Origin of the sequence: Paenibacillus shirakamiensis, assembly GCF_017874255.1 — a bacterium.
In the GTDB taxonomy this organism is placed as follows: Bacteria; Bacillota; Bacilli; order Paenibacillales; family Paenibacillaceae; genus Fontibacillus; species Fontibacillus shirakamiensis.
The window spans coordinates 929,663-945,576 of the sequence record NZ_JAGGLD010000001.1; the positions used below are offsets into that span (position 1 = coordinate 929,663).

General features: G+C 42.2%; 15 protein-coding genes and 1 pseudogene. All 16 read left to right on the forward strand.

The annotated features are described in order from the left end of the window. Nucleotides 1–35: 35 nt before the first annotated feature. The 16 genes and pseudogenes from J2Z69_RS04495 (at nucleotide 36) to J2Z69_RS19255 (ending at nucleotide 15,779) form a co-directional block, all read left to right on the forward strand. Nucleotides 36–1,448, forward strand: coding sequence for an N-acetylmuramoyl-L-alanine amidase family protein (locus J2Z69_RS04495; protein WP_209859534.1), 1,413 nt, complete (start codon nucleotides 36–38; stop codon nucleotides 1,446–1,448). 229 nt (nucleotides 1,449–1,677) lie between these two features. Then, a complete protein-coding gene (locus tag J2Z69_RS04500; protein WP_209859535.1) occupies nucleotides 1,678–2,358 on the forward strand; it encodes a VOC family protein in 681 nt (226 codons plus the stop codon). 39 nt (nucleotides 2,359–2,397) lie between these two features. After that, a complete protein-coding gene (locus J2Z69_RS04505; protein ID WP_209859537.1) occupies nucleotides 2,398–3,141 on the forward strand; it encodes a uracil-DNA glycosylase family protein in 744 nt (247 codons plus the stop codon). Nucleotides 3,142–3,300: 159 nt separating this feature from the next. Further along, the gene (locus J2Z69_RS04510; RefSeq protein WP_209859539.1) at nucleotides 3,301–3,855 is read left to right on the forward strand and encodes a biotin transporter BioY; all 555 of its coding nucleotides are present in this window, start codon (nucleotides 3,301–3,303) and stop codon (nucleotides 3,853–3,855) included. Nucleotides 3,856–3,948: 93 nt separating this feature from the next. After that, a complete protein-coding gene (locus tag J2Z69_RS04515; protein ID WP_245338943.1) occupies nucleotides 3,949–5,421 on the forward strand; it encodes an AMP-binding protein in 1,473 nt (490 codons plus the stop codon). Next, nucleotides 5,418–6,569: a thiolase family protein gene (locus J2Z69_RS04520; RefSeq protein ID WP_209859543.1), complete on the forward strand. Its 1,152-nt coding sequence runs from the start codon at nucleotides 5,418–5,420 to the stop codon at nucleotides 6,567–6,569. The genes J2Z69_RS04515 and J2Z69_RS04520 overlap by 4 nt, the downstream gene beginning before the upstream one ends. Further along, nucleotides 6,566–6,946: a hotdog family protein gene (locus tag J2Z69_RS04525; RefSeq protein ID WP_209859545.1), complete on the forward strand. Its 381-nt coding sequence runs from the start codon at nucleotides 6,566–6,568 to the stop codon at nucleotides 6,944–6,946. The genes J2Z69_RS04520 and J2Z69_RS04525 overlap by 4 nt, the downstream gene beginning before the upstream one ends. Continuing rightward, a complete protein-coding gene (locus J2Z69_RS04530; protein WP_209859546.1) occupies nucleotides 6,943–7,287 on the forward strand; it encodes a MaoC family dehydratase in 345 nt (114 codons plus the stop codon). Before J2Z69_RS04525 ends, J2Z69_RS04530 begins: the two co-directional genes overlap by 4 nt. Further along, nucleotides 7,284–8,105, forward strand: a complete 822-nt coding sequence (locus tag J2Z69_RS04535) for an SDR family NAD(P)-dependent oxidoreductase (protein WP_209859548.1) — start codon at nucleotides 7,284–7,286, stop codon at nucleotides 8,103–8,105. Before J2Z69_RS04530 ends, J2Z69_RS04535 begins: the two co-directional genes overlap by 4 nt. Continuing rightward, nucleotides 8,106–8,906, forward strand: coding sequence for an ATP-binding cassette domain-containing protein (locus tag J2Z69_RS04540; protein ID WP_209859550.1), 801 nt, complete (start codon nucleotides 8,106–8,108; stop codon nucleotides 8,904–8,906). Beyond that, complete coding sequence (locus tag J2Z69_RS04545; RefSeq protein ID WP_245338944.1) at nucleotides 8,867–9,751, forward strand: ATP-binding cassette domain-containing protein; 885 nt, start codon at nucleotides 8,867–8,869, stop codon at nucleotides 9,749–9,751. The genes J2Z69_RS04540 and J2Z69_RS04545 overlap by 40 nt, the downstream gene beginning before the upstream one ends. Beyond that, on the forward strand, nucleotides 9,741–10,544 hold the full coding sequence (locus J2Z69_RS04550) for an energy-coupling factor transporter transmembrane component T family protein (protein ID WP_209859552.1): 804 nt from the start codon (nucleotides 9,741–9,743) through the stop codon (nucleotides 10,542–10,544). The genes J2Z69_RS04545 and J2Z69_RS04550 overlap by 11 nt, the downstream gene beginning before the upstream one ends. A 179-nt stretch (nucleotides 10,545–10,723) precedes the next feature. Continuing rightward, complete coding sequence (locus J2Z69_RS04555; RefSeq protein ID WP_209859554.1) at nucleotides 10,724–11,683, forward strand: NAD(P)H-dependent flavin oxidoreductase; 960 nt, start codon at nucleotides 10,724–10,726, stop codon at nucleotides 11,681–11,683. Nucleotides 11,684–12,148: 465 nt separating this feature from the next. Beyond that, nucleotides 12,149–13,684, forward strand: a pseudogene (locus tag J2Z69_RS04560) (malate:quinone oxidoreductase); the annotation flags it as partial. 195 nt (nucleotides 13,685–13,879) lie between these two features. After that, nucleotides 13,880–14,482, forward strand: coding sequence for a hypothetical protein (locus tag J2Z69_RS04565; RefSeq protein WP_209859558.1), 603 nt, complete (start codon nucleotides 13,880–13,882; stop codon nucleotides 14,480–14,482). Between the two features lie 268 nt (nucleotides 14,483–14,750). Next, nucleotides 14,751–15,779, forward strand: a complete 1,029-nt coding sequence (locus J2Z69_RS19255; protein WP_209859560.1) for a lytic polysaccharide monooxygenase — start codon at nucleotides 14,751–14,753, stop codon at nucleotides 15,777–15,779. The last annotated feature ends 135 nt before the right edge of the window (nucleotides 15,780–15,914 follow it).

Genomic DNA, 15,914 nt, shown 5'->3' on the forward strand with positions numbered 1-15,914 from the left:
TAAGTAAGTTAATCCCTGTAAACGGAAGGTGAACTATGAAAAAAATGGTTGTGTGGGTACTGATTAGCCTAGTTGTTCTTATGCTTTTCCCCCAGGAAGGAAATGCTTCTGCTGTTCAAACTAAGATTATACTGGATGGTAAAACACTGAAATTACCTGCTAATGCAAAAGTAACTCAAATAAACGATAGTGTGATGATCCCCATTCGTGTAGTAGCAGAGAGCTTAAAATTCAAAGTGGATTGGAATCCCAAGACGCAAGGGGTATCGATTCAGCAAGGTAATCAAACCATTGCTCTTACTATCGGCAAAAAAAAGGCAACAGCCTCGGATACTCAAGTATCCCTTAATGTTCCACCTAAAATTCTGAATAACATTGTCGTTGTACCGTTGCGATTTGTGAGCGAGCAAATGGGTCTTGCCGTCTATTGGTCTGACAACACCGTATATTTAACAAGTCCCAAATCACCAACCTCTTCCGGAGGAACAACACTAGAGCACGAAGGTGGAGAAGTCAAAGAACCAGTAAAACATGTAAAAGGGCTGACTTTAGTCAACAATCAACTTACAGTCTCCTTAGATGGAGATGTTACTCCTGCAGTCACAACTTTACAAAATCCGGATCGTATTGTTATTGATCTGCCCAACACAAATTTTGATCCAGCGGCAGATACCTCTTTACCTTTAGATGCACAAGGAAAAGGAAAAATGGATGTTCGAGCTTATCCCAATCTTACGGAGGTAAGGTATTCCTTATTCCACCGCGATCCAGATCTTGTAAGAGTGGTGGTACAGCTTCCTACAGCTAGCGGATTCGAAGTGAAGCGTGATCCACTCGCAAATACGCTAACCATTGACTTGAATGGGAACGAGAGCAGCACGAATCCAACATCTTCATTAAATAAAAAAATTGTCGTTATAGATCCTGGGCATGGTGGGAGTGATCCGGGAGCGACAAGTGTCGCAAGTCGTGAAGAAAAGAATTTCACCTTAGCCTTATCGTTAAAAGTTCAGCAAATTCTTCTGCAAGAACCTAATATTGAAGTGGTGATGACCCGCGATCAAGATATATATCCGACTCGAACGGAGCGCGTCATCCTAGCCAAGCAACTTCAGGCAGACCTGTATGTATCCATCCATGGCAATAATTCTGCTACATCTCCTACAGCTTCAGGAACAGAAACCTATTACTATCAGCGAAATAGCAGTAATATTTTAGCGAGCATTATTCATAAACATCTGGTTCAGGCACTTGGGTTCAAAGATCGTGGAGTAAAAAGTGGGAACTTCCAAGTCATCCGTGAGACAACGATGCCTGCAGTACTGCTTGAAATTGGATTTCTCAGCAATAGCACAGAAGAAGCAGCGATGCACTCCGAGGAGATTCAATACAAAGCCGCTCAAGCCATCGTTGACGGGATCAAAGAATATCTAAATCTATATACGTAGATGAAATATTGAAATAGTTAAATAGGTGAATAGATGAATGTCCAAAAAGGATGTGAAAATAGCGCATTCTTTTTGTCATTCACCTTACATCATGATCGAATATTCTTGCAAGCAGGACCCATAAGTGACTGCTTAGGATATTTCGGTTATGTATAATTGGATATATAATACAATGAAAAGAGAATTATTTAACGAAAGAGAATTTCATTAACGAAAGGAATACAACAACATGCGAATTACTGAACTTACTTTACAGACCCATCAATTGTGCGAAATCCAAGATTTTTATGAAAAAGTGCTAGAGTTAGCTGTACTTGAACAGTCGGAGACACAGTTCACCCTCCAGGTGGGAGGTTCAAAGATAACTTTTATTAGTGAGAATTCAGCAGAGAAGGCATACTATCATGTGGCCATTACCATACCTACGAATAGATTCCATGCGGCCAAACAATGGATTAAGGACAGAGGAATCTCATTAATCATGCAAGAAGGAGAGGATGAGTTCACATTTGAGGATTGGAATGCATCAGCACTCTATTTCTATGATCCTGATGATAATCTTATTGAATTTATAGCTCATCATTCTTTGGACAATGCAGTAGTAGAGCCATTCGGTTCTACACTATTGCTTCGAGTTAGCGAAGTGGGACTTCCTGTTGATCATGTTCCTGAGGTAGTGAAAATGCTAAAGGACAGTCATTCTTTATCCCTCTGGCGTGGGAATGGCGAGCAATTTGCAGCTTTAGGAGATGCAGAAGGTCTGCTCATCGTGGTAGATTCAGCGCGGCCATGGTTCCCGGATGGGCGTGCTCCAGGCATATTCCCAACTTCCGTAACGATAGAGAAAGGAATTAGGGAACCCGCAATGATATCTATTCAAGATGAGAACTATGTAATAAAATTTCGATGAAATTTAGATGTATGAGTAGAGAACTAGGAGGAGAAAGTCATGGATATGTTTTTGAATTATAAATCAGCCATTTGGCGACTTCCTCTGTATCTACCTCTTACGAAGAGGGACTTGCTCGTCCCTGAATTTGAAATCCATAGAGAATCTATGTTCTGTATGTACTATGCCCCTCACAATGAGTATATCAATCGTAAAGCCCGGGTATTCATCGTAGGATTAACACCGGGCTGGACTCAAATGAAGCTTGCTTTTGAAGAAGCTAGGTGCTGTCTAGAGCACGGTGATTCGGATGAGAACGTACTGCGCAAAGCAAAACAAGCCGCAAGATTTGCAGGTTCTATGAGAACAAATTTGAGTAAGATGCTGGATGTATTGGGCCTTCAAGATCAATTACAGATTTCTTCTACCCTCACACTTTTTCAGGAGCATCAAGATCTGTTACATACCACATCTGTACTACAGTTTCCTGTCTTTGTTAATGAGAAAAATTATACGGGAGCGCATCCAGTTCTCCTATCCAATAAGTATTTAAGAGAGAGAGCCATTTCACATATAACTCAGGAAATACAACGACTGGGTCCGGTCTTAATCATCCCTCTAGGAAAATCTGTTGAGACCATCCTCTATCGACTAGATCAAGAAGGAAGACTTCAAGGAAACACTGTATTGTGGAATTTTCCTCACCCTTCGGGAGCGAACGGACATAGGCATCAACAATTCGCTGAGCATAAACAGCGTATGAAGCAAAAGCTGTGTGATTATTTTGCGGGATATAAGAATTAAAGACTAAGCCAACTATTTTTGTATAAAGAAGTTGATAATTTTATTGTTAACCAAAATATAATTATGGTTTACAATTAAGAGGGTTGGCGATATAATTGCAAATGCATTCCATGTCGACATGAATCGAAAAATGAAATTTTAAACGGAGGTAGAGTTAGATTGAAGACAAAAGAAATGGTGTTTGCTGCATTATTCGCGGCATTTATAGCTGTATTGGGGATGATTCCACCTATACCTCTGGGGTTCATTCCTGTTCCTGTTACGGCTCAAACTCTTGGAGTGATGCTGGCAGGATGCTTTTTAGGGAGGAAGACGGCTACTATTAGTTTGATATTATTTGTTGTGTTAGTTGCATTAGGTCTACCGTTGTTGTCAGGAGGTCGTGGAGGTCTTTCTGTACTCGTGGGCCCTACCGCTGGGTATTTGTTGAGCTGGCCCTTAGCAGCATTTTGTATTGGGTATGCTACTGAGAAAGTATGGCCGTCGCTTGCAACATGGAAGGTTATTACGATTAATTTCTTCTGTGGTGTAATCCTAATTAATCTTATTGGAGCTCCAGTTATGGCACTGATCACCCATACTTCCGTGTGGGCTGGACTTGTAGGCGCATTGGCATTCCTGCCAGGAGACTGCATAAAAGCTGTGATCGCAGCAATTATTGCGGTACAGGTGAGAGCGATTAGTCCTATTGAGGAGCGAGCACATTCATTTTAACAAGATGATCTAAGATATTTTTAAAACTACTTATATTACAATCCATACATTTCATGGTACAAACTGACTGGATGTGATCTATAGATGAACCTAATGATGTCGCTCCTGCGTCATGCAGAGCAGACGCCTGACGCTATTGCCTTGTCCACTGAGCATAAGGATCTTACGTATTCAGCACTAATACATAGGATGAAGACTATTGCTGAAGGGCTAAAGCCATATATTCATACTCGTGACAAGATTGCAATTTTATCTAGCAACCGAATTGAATTTATAGAAGTTTTCCTAGGGGCGGTCTTTGCAGGGGCTATACCTGTTCCATTAGATCCCAAATGGAGTCCTACCGAATTGGACATGGTTCTAAAGCAGTGTCAGCCGGCTGTGATTTTTGCTGAGGATGAACATGCATCTGATATAACAAAGCTGGATTTAGATATCCAGCTTTTTACTTTTAACGACGCTAGCACTCATGCTTATGAAAAATGGCTCTCAACACTAACTCCTGCCATGGATACGGACAGATTAAATGACCTTTTGTTCATTGGTTTCACTTCTGGAACTACAGGAATTCCCAAGGGGTTCATGCGATCCCATACTTCATGGATTCATAGCTTTGAAGCTACTATTGAAGCTTTTCAGCTCCATTCTATGGAACATTTTATTGCTCCAGGGCCGCTTGTACACTCGTTGTCATTATTTGCTTTGATGCAGAGCCTTTACCTAGGTGCGACGTTCCATCTTATGCAGCACTTCGATGCCTCCATTGTAGTAGAGAAGTGCACTACATTTCCCGAGATGATTATGTATGTGGTACCGACGATGATAGAGTCCATACTACAGCAACCCATACCTGAACAGATGAGAATTCAAGCGCTCATTAGTTCGGGAGGAACATGGTCAGAAGCATCTAAGAAAAGATGTAAAGAAGTTTTTGCTAACACTAAACTATATGAATACTACGGTTCTTCTGAAGCGAGCTATATCAGTTTTATGGATGTGTACACGGAGAACAAGCAGGGGTCAGTAGGCATTCCATTTCAAGGGGTCGAAGTTTCTATCCGTGATGATGATTTTAAAGAGGTTCCGACAGGAACCATTGGCCAGCTGTACATTCGAAGCCACATGGTATTCTCCGGATATTATCCCGACTCGGTAGAGACAGCATCGGTTTTCCGTGAAGGCTATCTTACCTTAGGAGATTACGTATCTGTAGATCATGATGGATATTTGTATATAGCAGGGCGTGTCAAAAATAGGATGATATCAGGTGGTCTTAATATTTTTCCCGAGGAAATTGAAACGGTTCTATTAAAACGCCCTGAAATTCAAGAAGTTATGGTGCTTGGTGTACCCGATCCGTACTGGGGAGAGCAGGTAACAGTTCTAGTCAAGTGGAAGGGACAAGATCGACTAAGTCTGGAAGACATCAAACTGTATTGTCGTCAATATTTAGCAAGCTATAAAGCTCCAAAACAGCTCTTCACTATAGAGCAATTCATCTATACTAGCAGCGGTAAATTGGCCAGACAAATGATGAAAGACATGGTGCAAAGGAGAAGCCTATGAACGAAGCTGTAATCGTAATGGCAAAGCGTACTGCTATTGGCAAGGTGGGTGGCATACTTAGCACAGTGGAGCCGCAGTCCTTAGTAGCGCCTCTTATTCAGCGCATCCTAGAGCACACTAATACACCTCCCGCATGTATAGATGATGTCATCCTTGGAAATGTAATTGGACCCGGTGGTAATCTTGCGCGACTCGCAGCGTTGGAAGCAGGACTTCCCATCTCCGTACCGGGTGTTACAGTGGACAGACAATGTGGATCTGGATTAGAAGCCATTAATATGGCGGCAAGACTTATTCAAAGTGGGGCGGGAGAGGTCTATTTGGCTGGTGGAGTTGAAAGTGTGAGCCGGGCACCTTGGAAAATAAGTAAACCTGGTACATTGATGGAGACGCCTCAGTTCTATGACAGAGCTCCTTTCACACCTCGCAGCTTCGGTGATCCCGACATGGGCATAGCGGCTGAACACGTTGCACGACAATTCCAAATTACAAGAGAAGCGCAAGATCACTATGCTTTTAAGAGTCATCAAAAAGCAGTTCATTCGCAGCATACAGGAAGGTTCAATCAAGAGATAGTTCCTATTCAAGTCGGCGGGGAATGGGTCGCTAAGGATGAATGTCCAAGGTCATCTACAAGTATAGAGAAGTTAGCTAGCCTCCAGCCGATCTTTCTTAAAGACGGCACGGTTACTGCGGGCAATGCCTGCCCCATTAATGATGGAGCCGCTATAGTGCTAATCATGTCTATGAAAAAGTGCCGTGAGATGAATTTACAACCTATTTTGCGTGTTGTGGATGCCCAGGCCATTGGTATAGATCCTAATGTGTTAGGAATAGGCCCTGTGCCTGCGGTTCAAAAGCTGCTAAAGCGACAGCACATAGCAATGAAGGATATAGATATCATAGAATTTAATGAAGCCTTTGCATCACAAGTTCTTGCCTGTCTCCATGAGCTTCAGATTCCGGAAGACAAGGTTAATCTTGGCGGGGGCGCACTTGCCTTAGGTCATCCTTACGGAGCATCGGGAGCTATTTTGATGACTAGATTATGTGCTGAGATGCAGATTCGTCCCTATAATCGGGGATTAGCTACACTCGGCATTGGCGGGGGAATGGGGTTAGCTACCTTAGTGGAGGGGGTCCAATGAATAAGCTTCACCATCGTTTTGAACTCTCGGCTACATCGATTATGGAGTATGCTAAGAGCATTGGGGCGGATCTACAAATGGTGGATGGTACTTTGATTGCCCCTTCCACGATGCCCATAATATTTTGGACAGCATTTGATGTACCTTGGTTGAACACGGACCTACCTATACTTCACGGAAAACAGCAATTCTATTATGAAGCTCCTCTAGAGGCAGGAATGATGCTGGATTGTGAATTATCTTTAATTCAGATGGAGAGGAAGAGTGGAAGAAGGGGAGAACTTACTTTGTACACGCATATGCTTACTTGTAGTTATAATGGGCGACTTTTAATGTCATCTGAAACGATATTAATCTCTGTAAAGGACCGCGTATGAACAAAAAATTTACCACAGAAGAAGTAACCAGATATGCCGAAATTTCGAAGGATACCTCAGCCATTCATTTAGATGCTGAAGTCGCTGCAAAAGCGGGTTATGGACGCCCTATTGTACATGGCATGCTTATTATGGGTACAGCGCAATCTTTTTACTTAGCTAAGCATCCACTGCAATGGATCACGAACTACTCGATGCAATTTCACTCTCCATTAGAGGTGGATTCGGAAGCAAGCTTCCAATTTAGAAAGGAAGTTGATCAGGTTCATGTGACCATTGCTTTGCAGACGGGAGAGTTAATTGCTGAGGGAATTATGTCCGTGAAGGATATTCTTACATGAAGAAGACGGTCTTAATTACTGGTTCAACCCGCGGCATTGGAAAAAGCTTGGCTATCCACCTAGCAGAAGCGGAATACATCGTCTTTGTGAACGGGACCAATCGGCTTCTCATTGACGAAGTCGTACATGAGATTCAGCAAGCAGGTGGAGAAGCTATAGGTTATAGGGCTGATATAGGGAATAGTTCCGAGGTTAAGGAGATGATCGATAGGATTAAAGATCGTTATAGTCGTATCGATGTCTTCATTCATAATGCAGGTCATGTGCAGGATAAAAAAATCCGTGATATGTCGGAAGAAGCTTGGACAGCCGTGCTTCGTATTCATTTAAATGGCGCTTTTTACTGCATTCAGCATGTACTCCCACATATGGAAGTTCACGGAGGGGATATTGTTATGATGACTTCCTTGGCTGGTTTGCAGGGTTCCGTTGGGCAAGTGAACTATAGTGCGGCTAAGGCCGGTGTGCTTGGGATGATCTGGACGTTATCCGCTGAACTCCAGCGATATAGAATCAGGGTAAATGGCATTTCCCCTGCAGCTTTAACAGACATGACCCGCCCAGTCATTGAACACATGAGAGAGAAATATGCTCAGCTTAATGAGCCATTTCCAGCATTCTGGAATGTTGGTCAACCGGACGATGTAGCTAGATTCGTGGTCGCACTATTAGCTCAGCCCGCCCAGGATTTAACCGGTGAAATCTTTGGAGTCAATGGAACGAAGATTACACAATGGCAGAAGCCGGCACCTGCCTTATCTGAGTACAATCCAGAGGACTTTTTCAAAGCATGGCACAGCCAGAAGGGAAGGACATAGATGCTTGTATTTGACCATGTTGATTTCTATTATAAAAAGGATCAGCCGATTCTCCACAATATGAGCTTTACAATTCAGCCCGGGGAGTTCGTGGCAATTGTCGGAGCGAATGGCTGCGGGAAGTCAACGATAGCGAGGCTCATGAATGGATTGCTGCTGCCGAATCAAGGTCAGGTAAGATACCACGATTGGGTAACCTTAAACCCCAAGGATACCCATAGCATCCATGAGAAAATTGGATATATATTTCAAAGTCCGGAAGACCAATTCATCACCACGACGGTGCTGGATGAAGTCCTTTTTGGACTGGAAAATATCCGAGTGGCTAGGCAAGATATGCAGTCCCGTGTCGTTCATGCTCTACAAGCGGTTGACATGCTAGACTATGCACAAGCGATGCCCCATCAGCTTTCGGGTGGCCAGATGCAGCGCGTAGCGATTGCAGCTATTATTGCGATGCGTCCAGAAGTTATTATTTTTGACGAAGCAACGTCCATGCTTGATCCTCAGGCTAGAGAGCAGGTATTATCGATTATGCGTGATTTGCATCTCCAAGGAATGACCATAATTCATGTCACCCATCATATGGATGAAGTGCTATCAGCTCAGCGTGTCATACTCATAGATCAGGGTCGTATTGCATACGACGGAGATGCAGTAGACTTTTTTGATACCGTGCAGGTCTCCGATTATCAATTGACTGCCCCATTTGCGGTTAGGTTACATCACAAGCTTGAGCTAATCAGACCCGTGCGAGCAGATTGGAAGGAGATGATTCGTTCGAAGTGGCCTACGAACTGAACGATGTAAGTGTAAGTTATGAGGGGCGGACTGTTCTGGATCAAGTAAGTTGCATCATTCCCACAGGAAAGTGGATCTCCATTATAGGTCCTACGGGGGCGGGGAAATCTACTTTTGTAAAAGTATTAAAAGGGCTGATTCCCGATATACAAGGTGAGTATAGAATCAATCAGCATCCATGCCCTAGGGATGCCCGCCAACAAATAAAAGTTGTACCTGACATCGGATATGTATTTCAGCATCCGGAACACCAAATTTTTGAGACGTCCGTATTCAAGGAATTGGCTTTTGGACCAAAAATGCAGGGGTTTTCTACTCAGCAGGTGGAAGAAGCGATTGAGCTTGTATTACCTAAAGTGGGCTTGACGAAAGACATTTTACCATCTGTTCCTTTTCATTTAAGCGGGGGAGAGAAACGCCGTATTGCTATAGCCTCGGTACTTATTACGAATCCCAAAGTGCTTATATTAGATGAACCCACTGTAGGACTAGATCCTGTAACAAGAGCTGCACTGCTAACACAATTAAAAGATTGGCAGCAGCAGGATCAGCGTACGATTCTTTTCGTGTCCCATCAGATGGAGGAAGTTGCGGAATATTCAGATGAGATTATGTTATTTCAAGAAGGACGACTCTTGGCTCATTTGGATGCTGTGTCACTATTCATAGACAATTCTATCTTAGTGGAGCGTACGGGACTTAATCTTCCGGAATCGATACAACTATTAAAACTTGTAGAAGAACTCTCCAAGGAACGAATCGAAGTGAGCAGCTGCAAAGAACAAGAGATTATAGCTAAGATTTTGCCTATTTGGCAGGCCAGAGGCGCTAGTTATGGGGAATAGTCTTTATCTTGGACAGTATATCGAGACGAACTCGGTCCTTCATCGTCTAGATCCTCGTACGAAGCTTATAAGTATGATGATATTGATGTTAAGTTTTATACTGCTAGACCATTTGCTTACTTACTTCATTGCGATGATAGGCATAGTATCTTTATTATGGATTTCTAGAATTCCACTGCTTCGGTTCGTAAAAGGTCTACAACCCCTTTTAATTATCTTATTGTTCACCTTCTTATATCACGCTTTGATGACGAAAGGAACGATCCTTTGGTCGGGGTTATTCCTCCAAGTAACGGTAGAAGGGCTAGAGCATGGAGCGCGGTTTGTGGTACACATCATTTTATTAGTCACGTTAGCTTCTCTATTAACCTTAACTACCAAACCTTTGACGTTAGCTCATGGACTGGAGAGGCTGTTAAGCCCACTTATTAAGCTAAATGTCCCTGTAGAACAGTTTGCCCTGATGATCGTGATCGCGATTCGATTCATTCCTACAATTGTACAAGAATTGGACCGTATTTTTCTTTCACAAAGAGCTCGGGGATATGATATATCTTCACTCAAGATAACTAAACGTATATTTGCCTACGTCCCTATTCTTATTCCTCTATTATTTACAACAGTGAAACGTGCAGAACAGCTAAGCTTTGCTATCGATGCTCGTGCTTTTGGAAAAGGAAAGGGAAGAATAGTATTTCACCAGTTAAAGTTGCTACCAAGAGATTACATAGCAGGTGGCATAGCGACTCTGTTTTTAATATTATTGTTCTTTTTAAAGTTAAGTCTGGCGTAAAAGTTCTAGCACTAAAAAAAGCTATCAGGTGATTGGCAGGTTCACAATTGAACGTAGCGGCATTATAGCTATGCGAATGACTAATCCTTATAAGCTTAATTTCTTGTTACTGCATTTTGGATGTCATGCTGATAAGTATGTTTTAAGCTTGCAGAATGGAAGAGAAGGGAGAGACTGCTATGAACTGGAATACAAGAATAACAGATCTACTAGGCATTAAATATCCAATCATTCAAGGGGGACTAGCTTATTTAGCTTATGCCGATCTCGCTGGCGCTGTATCCAATGCAGGCGGATTAGGCCAGATTACGGCCATGAGTCTGGATGATGCTCATGCACTTCGCGAAGAGATACAGCGGACACGTACCTTGACGAGTCAGCCATTTGGAGTCAATTTTGCAATCGGTATGTATGGTACGAACTACATGGATCGAGTACAAGTTGCGATCGAAGAGCAAGTACCTGTGGTATCTATTACTGGTGGTAACCCGGCACCGATCTTGGAGCGATTACAATCTACAGATATAAAAACCCTAGTCCTTGTGTCCTCACGTAGACAAGCTCAAAAAGCCGAACAATTAGGAGCATCCGCAGTCATTGTTGTGGGGCAAGAGGGCGGGGGACACTTAGGTCGGGATGATGTGGGAACGATGGTGCTCGTGCCGCAGGTGGTTGATGCTGTACAGATTCCCGTTGTTGCTTCTGGAGGCATTGGAGATGGACGGGGTTATATGGCTGCACTTGCACTAGGAGCAGAAGGTATTGAGATGGGCACAAGGTTTATCGCTACGCAGGAATGTGTGCATGCCTCTTCTTCTTACAAAAAAGCCTTAGTAGAGCGTTCGGAGTCCGATACAACCGTAATTAAGCGCTCCATAGGAGCTCCGGCTCGCGTCCTGCGTAATGACTTCATCGATCATATCCTAGCTATCGAACAATTGACTCCAACCTATGAGGCATTGAAAGAATACATTAGTGGAGAAGCGAATAAGCGCTGGATTTACGAAGATGTCGAAGCTGAGGGATTCGGCTGGGCAGGCCAAGTGACGGGCATGATTCATGATATTCCTACGGTGTCCGAACTGTTCAACAGAATGGTTCAAGAGGCCGAGAGCATCAGGGCAAGATGGAGAGAATAGCGTAATGAAGTAGCGAATTATAAATGAACTGACATCCCGAAGCTGGGATGTTTTTTTGTATGGATTATGAATTCCTAGGAGGATGGGGGGGCTTGGCTAGAAATGTTAGAGAGGATCTTGGAACTCATCGGAATCAGGAGGAGCAAATAACATGTTGATTGAATATGCTATTGTACCTGTTTCCCCTTATGTACTTAAGTTGTTGAGAAGAATGAAGAATGACATACTTAGACTAATGAGATGATTTCGAGATAACGCTTGCAAATCAGGGGAAAATATGGCCTCGTACAATATCTTTCCCGAAGTCAAAAACATACAATTCTCACTATTTTATCAGCTATAAATAGTTTATAATTATCAAATAATAGTAAAAATTTTAGTCGAAAAACGCATGATAATACATTAAAGTAGGGTTAATTAACACGGAAAAGATGTGTTTCTAGGTCGCTATTACATTTTTTCTGCAAATTTCAAGGTATAAGGATGGTAAATATGAGCAGCAGCCAAACTAAAACAGACGTCATCTTGATTGGCGCCGGAATCATGAGTGCGACTTTAGGGACACTCTTGAAAGAACTAGTACCCGAATGGAATATTAAAGTGTTTGAGAAGCTAGAACAAGCAGGCGAAGAAAGCTCGAATGAATGGAATAATGCTGGAACGGGTCATGCCGCATTATGCGAGCTCAACTACACGGTTGAGAAGAAAGACGGATCTATAGATATTAGTAAAGCCATTGCAATTAATGAACAGTTCCAGGTCTCCATGCAGTTCTGGTCTTATCTTGTGCAGAGCAAGTTAATACGTAATCCTGAAGATTTCATTATGGCTTTGCCTCACATGAGCATGGTGCAAGGGAAAGATGACATTCTTTTCTTGAAGAAACGTTTTGAAGCGCTTACGAACAATCCCTTATTCCAAGGTATGGAATATTCAGAGAACCCCGAGCAACTGAAGGAATGGATTCCTCTCATAATGAATCAACGTTCTTCTAACGATGCGATAGCGGCCACAAAAATCGACTCGGGAACGGATGTGAACTTTGGTGCTTTAACGCGCATCCTTTTTGAGCATTTACAGTCTAGAAATGTTGACATTCATTACAAACATAGCGTAGACAATATCAAGCGCACGAGTGACGGTTCTTGGGAACTTAAAGTGCGCAATTTAAATAATAGTCAAGTGGAACGCCATCAAGCTAAATTTGTGTTCATTGGCGGCGGAGGCGGAAGCTTACATTTACTGCAAAAGACAGGTATTCCTGAAGGAAAGCATATTGGTGGATTCCCGGTTAGCGGGATTTTCATGGTGTGTAATAATCCAGAAGTGATTGAACAACATCATGCCAAAGTATATGGCAAAGCCAAAGTGGGCGCTCCGCCGATGTCCGTTCCCCATCTGGATACACGTTTTATCGACAACAAAAAATCGTTACTGTTCGGACCCTTTGCCGGATTTTCTCCTAAGTTCTTAAAAACGGGCTCTATGTTCGATTTAATCACTTCGGTCAAACCCAACAATGTCTTAACGATGTTAGCGGCAGGTGCAAAAGAAATGTCTTTGACAAAATACCTGATTCAGCAACTGATGTTATCCAAAGAACAGAGACTAGAAGAACTACGTGAGTTCATTCCGAACGCCAAACTCGAAGATTGGGATCTGGTTGTAGCCGGTCAACGTGTACAGGTGATCAAAGATACCGAAGCAGGTGGTAAGGGTACACTTCAATTTGGTACTGAAGTCATTACAGCAGCCGATGGTTCCATTGCAGCGTTACTCGGCGCCTCCCCAGGAGCTTCAACAGCTGTTCCTGTGATGTTCGAGATATTCCAGAAGTGCTTCCCGCAACAATTGAAAGAATGGGAACCTAAGATCAAAGAAATGATTCCGTCCTACGGATTATCTTTGATGGATCATCCAGACCTGCTACAGAGCATCCATCATTCAACTGCGGAGACGTTAGGTTTAACTAAAAAAAAAGAGCCCGTACTTAGTCTCTAGCATTAAATTGAGAATAACGTATAAAAAGAACCTTTAATCTCTATTGGATTGAAGGTTCTTTTGCATTATTTAGTGTTATTGATAGATTGTGTATTGGAAATTAGTTGTATATCATACATAAAAGGAATTTATTAATATTCTAAAAGGAAGAGATTACTTTCCCACTATACAAAGTTGGTAGAGGAGCATATAACCATGGATAGTATACAAAATACAGAGAGTACTCCAACAAAAATTTTGCTAGTTAGCAAAGGAACGATTCGTACTATATTATTATCCCTTTTTACAATAGACATAGCGGCTTATGTCTTAGCTAGACTCGGCTATAACTTTATCGTTTTGGATATAAGTTGGCTAATGATACCTATATTTTTACATGCTGTTTTTGCATTATATCTAGCTATTCTTAAGAGGAATGATATAGAAATAAGCAAATTATCTCGTATCACAGTTGCTATAGGAATCATCTTTGTTGTATGGCACATTTGTCTATCCTCCCTTTTCTCTACCTATACTTATAATTATATTGAACTCGAGTCCCCTGAGCACTCTGAGTCTTTAATTCTAAAATATAACTGTGTAACTTTAGGAGAGACAACATATCACTTTCAGATATATCAAAAAACGGATGTACCCGGTCTAACGCATAAAATAGGTGCATTCAGTACTTCATCTAGAGAATATAGCACCTTAAAAGAAGGAGAGAAAGCTATCAGAATAGGTCATGAACAATGGCTTTCAGAGAAAGTTGTGGTATTATCCAATTCCACTTGGCATGAGACAATTACATTAGAATAGACTCTGATGCTGTAACGGAGTATGGCGCTCCAAGAGAAAAGCCTGATCATGGGCTTTTTTTTAATATTCAGATTTATTTTGTAAAACCGTTGTAGAATATTCCATTCATAAATATAATATGTAATATATATCCATTTAAAAATGGGATATATACCATCACAGTTCAGTCATCTAACGCACTTATTCCGAAGTAAAGGAGGTGTGGTTCGTCATACAGAAAGATGTAGGCGATCTTTTCAGTCAAAACCAATCTGAGGAGGAATGAATAATGAATGCAGTTTTGCCCAAACCAGCTCTGTGGAACAAGTTAGTTGTCGCAGGGGGTGTATTGTTAACCCTAACCTTGTTAATGGTTCTTTTTCCTAGTACAAGCTCAGCACACGGGTATTTGGATTCACCTGCAAGTCGTGCCTTATTGTGCAAAAATAATATTAATACGGATTGCGCAGGCGCAGCCTATGAACCGCAAAGTGCAGAAGCACCTAAAGGGTTTCCAAACGGTGGCCCTGCGGATGGACATATTGCAAGCGCTAACAACACCTTCCCTAAGCTGGATGAGCAGACCTCAACCCGTTGGACCAAAGTCCCTTTTAAAGCAGGTGTGCAGCCTCTCAGTTGGCAGCTAAATGCCGCTCATGCAACGACAAGTTTCAAGTATTTCATCACGAAACAAGACTGGAATCCGAATGCTCCCCTTACAAGAGCATCCTTCGACCTTACACCTTTCTGTCAAGAGGATCTAAATGGAGCAAGTCCGACCAACTATCACACGACCACTTGTAATGTTCCGCAGCGAACAGGGTATCAAGTTATTTTAGCTATCTGGGAAAATTCAGGCGCACCTACAGCTTATATAAGTGTAGCAGATGTAGATTTTGGCGGAGGTAGTACTCTTAATGCTCCAGCTAATCTGAAATCAAGCGCTGTCACAGAGAACAGTGTTACGCTGAATTGGTCTGCTGTAGCCGGAGCAACAAGCTATCAAGTGTATCGCAATAACATTGCTGTGGGTACGACAACTTCAACGACTTATACAAATACGGGATTAACAAGCACAACTTCTTATACCTATACGGTGGCAGCCATCGACTCATCAGGCAAAGCCTCAGCCGCCTCTTCAGTATTAACGGTCAAAACAACAGGTGCTGGTGGTGTAGGAACGTATCCCGCTTGGAGCGCGACCACCGTATATGTTGGGGGCAACAAAGTAACCTACAACAATGTTAACTATGAAGCCAAATGGTGGACACAAGGGGAAATCCCAACGGGCACCAATGTATGGAAGATTATTCCTTAGATTGGTCTGACCCAGCCCTAGAGAGATCTCTAGGGCTTTTTTATTATGCATATAATAAGTCTTAGCATTTTAAATTACTTATATATACTTAAATATAATAGAGAAATACTTGTTGAAAATAATAAAATACTTATA

What these genes read in the sequence shown, in the direction of transcription:
- J2Z69_RS04565 (WP_209859558.1), top strand. Translation starts at nt 13,880, where the DNA reads ATGGATAGTATACAAAATACAGAGAGTACTCCAACAAAAATTTTGCTA.
- J2Z69_RS04500 (WP_209859535.1), top strand. Translation starts at nt 1,678, where the DNA reads ATGCGAATTACTGAACTTACTTTACAGACCCATCAATTGTGCGAAATC.
- J2Z69_RS04540 (WP_209859550.1), top strand. Translation starts at nt 8,106, where the DNA reads ATGCTTGTATTTGACCATGTTGATTTCTATTATAAAAAGGATCAGCCG.
- J2Z69_RS04535 (WP_209859548.1), top strand. Translation starts at nt 7,284, where the DNA reads ATGAAGAAGACGGTCTTAATTACTGGTTCAACCCGCGGCATTGGAAAA.
- J2Z69_RS04550 (WP_209859552.1), top strand. Translation starts at nt 9,741, where the DNA reads ATGGGGAATAGTCTTTATCTTGGACAGTATATCGAGACGAACTCGGTC.
- J2Z69_RS04555 (WP_209859554.1), top strand. Translation starts at nt 10,724, where the DNA reads ATGAACTGGAATACAAGAATAACAGATCTACTAGGCATTAAATATCCA.
- J2Z69_RS04515 (WP_245338943.1), top strand. Translation starts at nt 3,949, where the DNA reads ATGATGTCGCTCCTGCGTCATGCAGAGCAGACGCCTGACGCTATTGCC.
- J2Z69_RS04495 (WP_209859534.1), top strand. Translation starts at nt 36, where the DNA reads ATGAAAAAAATGGTTGTGTGGGTACTGATTAGCCTAGTTGTTCTTATG.
- J2Z69_RS04520 (WP_209859543.1), top strand. Translation starts at nt 5,418, where the DNA reads ATGAACGAAGCTGTAATCGTAATGGCAAAGCGTACTGCTATTGGCAAG.
- J2Z69_RS04530 (WP_209859546.1), top strand. Translation starts at nt 6,943, where the DNA reads ATGAACAAAAAATTTACCACAGAAGAAGTAACCAGATATGCCGAAATT.
- J2Z69_RS19255 (WP_209859560.1), top strand. Translation starts at nt 14,751, where the DNA reads ATGAATGCAGTTTTGCCCAAACCAGCTCTGTGGAACAAGTTAGTTGTC.
- J2Z69_RS04525 (WP_209859545.1), top strand. Translation starts at nt 6,566, where the DNA reads ATGAATAAGCTTCACCATCGTTTTGAACTCTCGGCTACATCGATTATG.
- J2Z69_RS04505 (WP_209859537.1), top strand. Translation starts at nt 2,398, where the DNA reads ATGGATATGTTTTTGAATTATAAATCAGCCATTTGGCGACTTCCTCTG.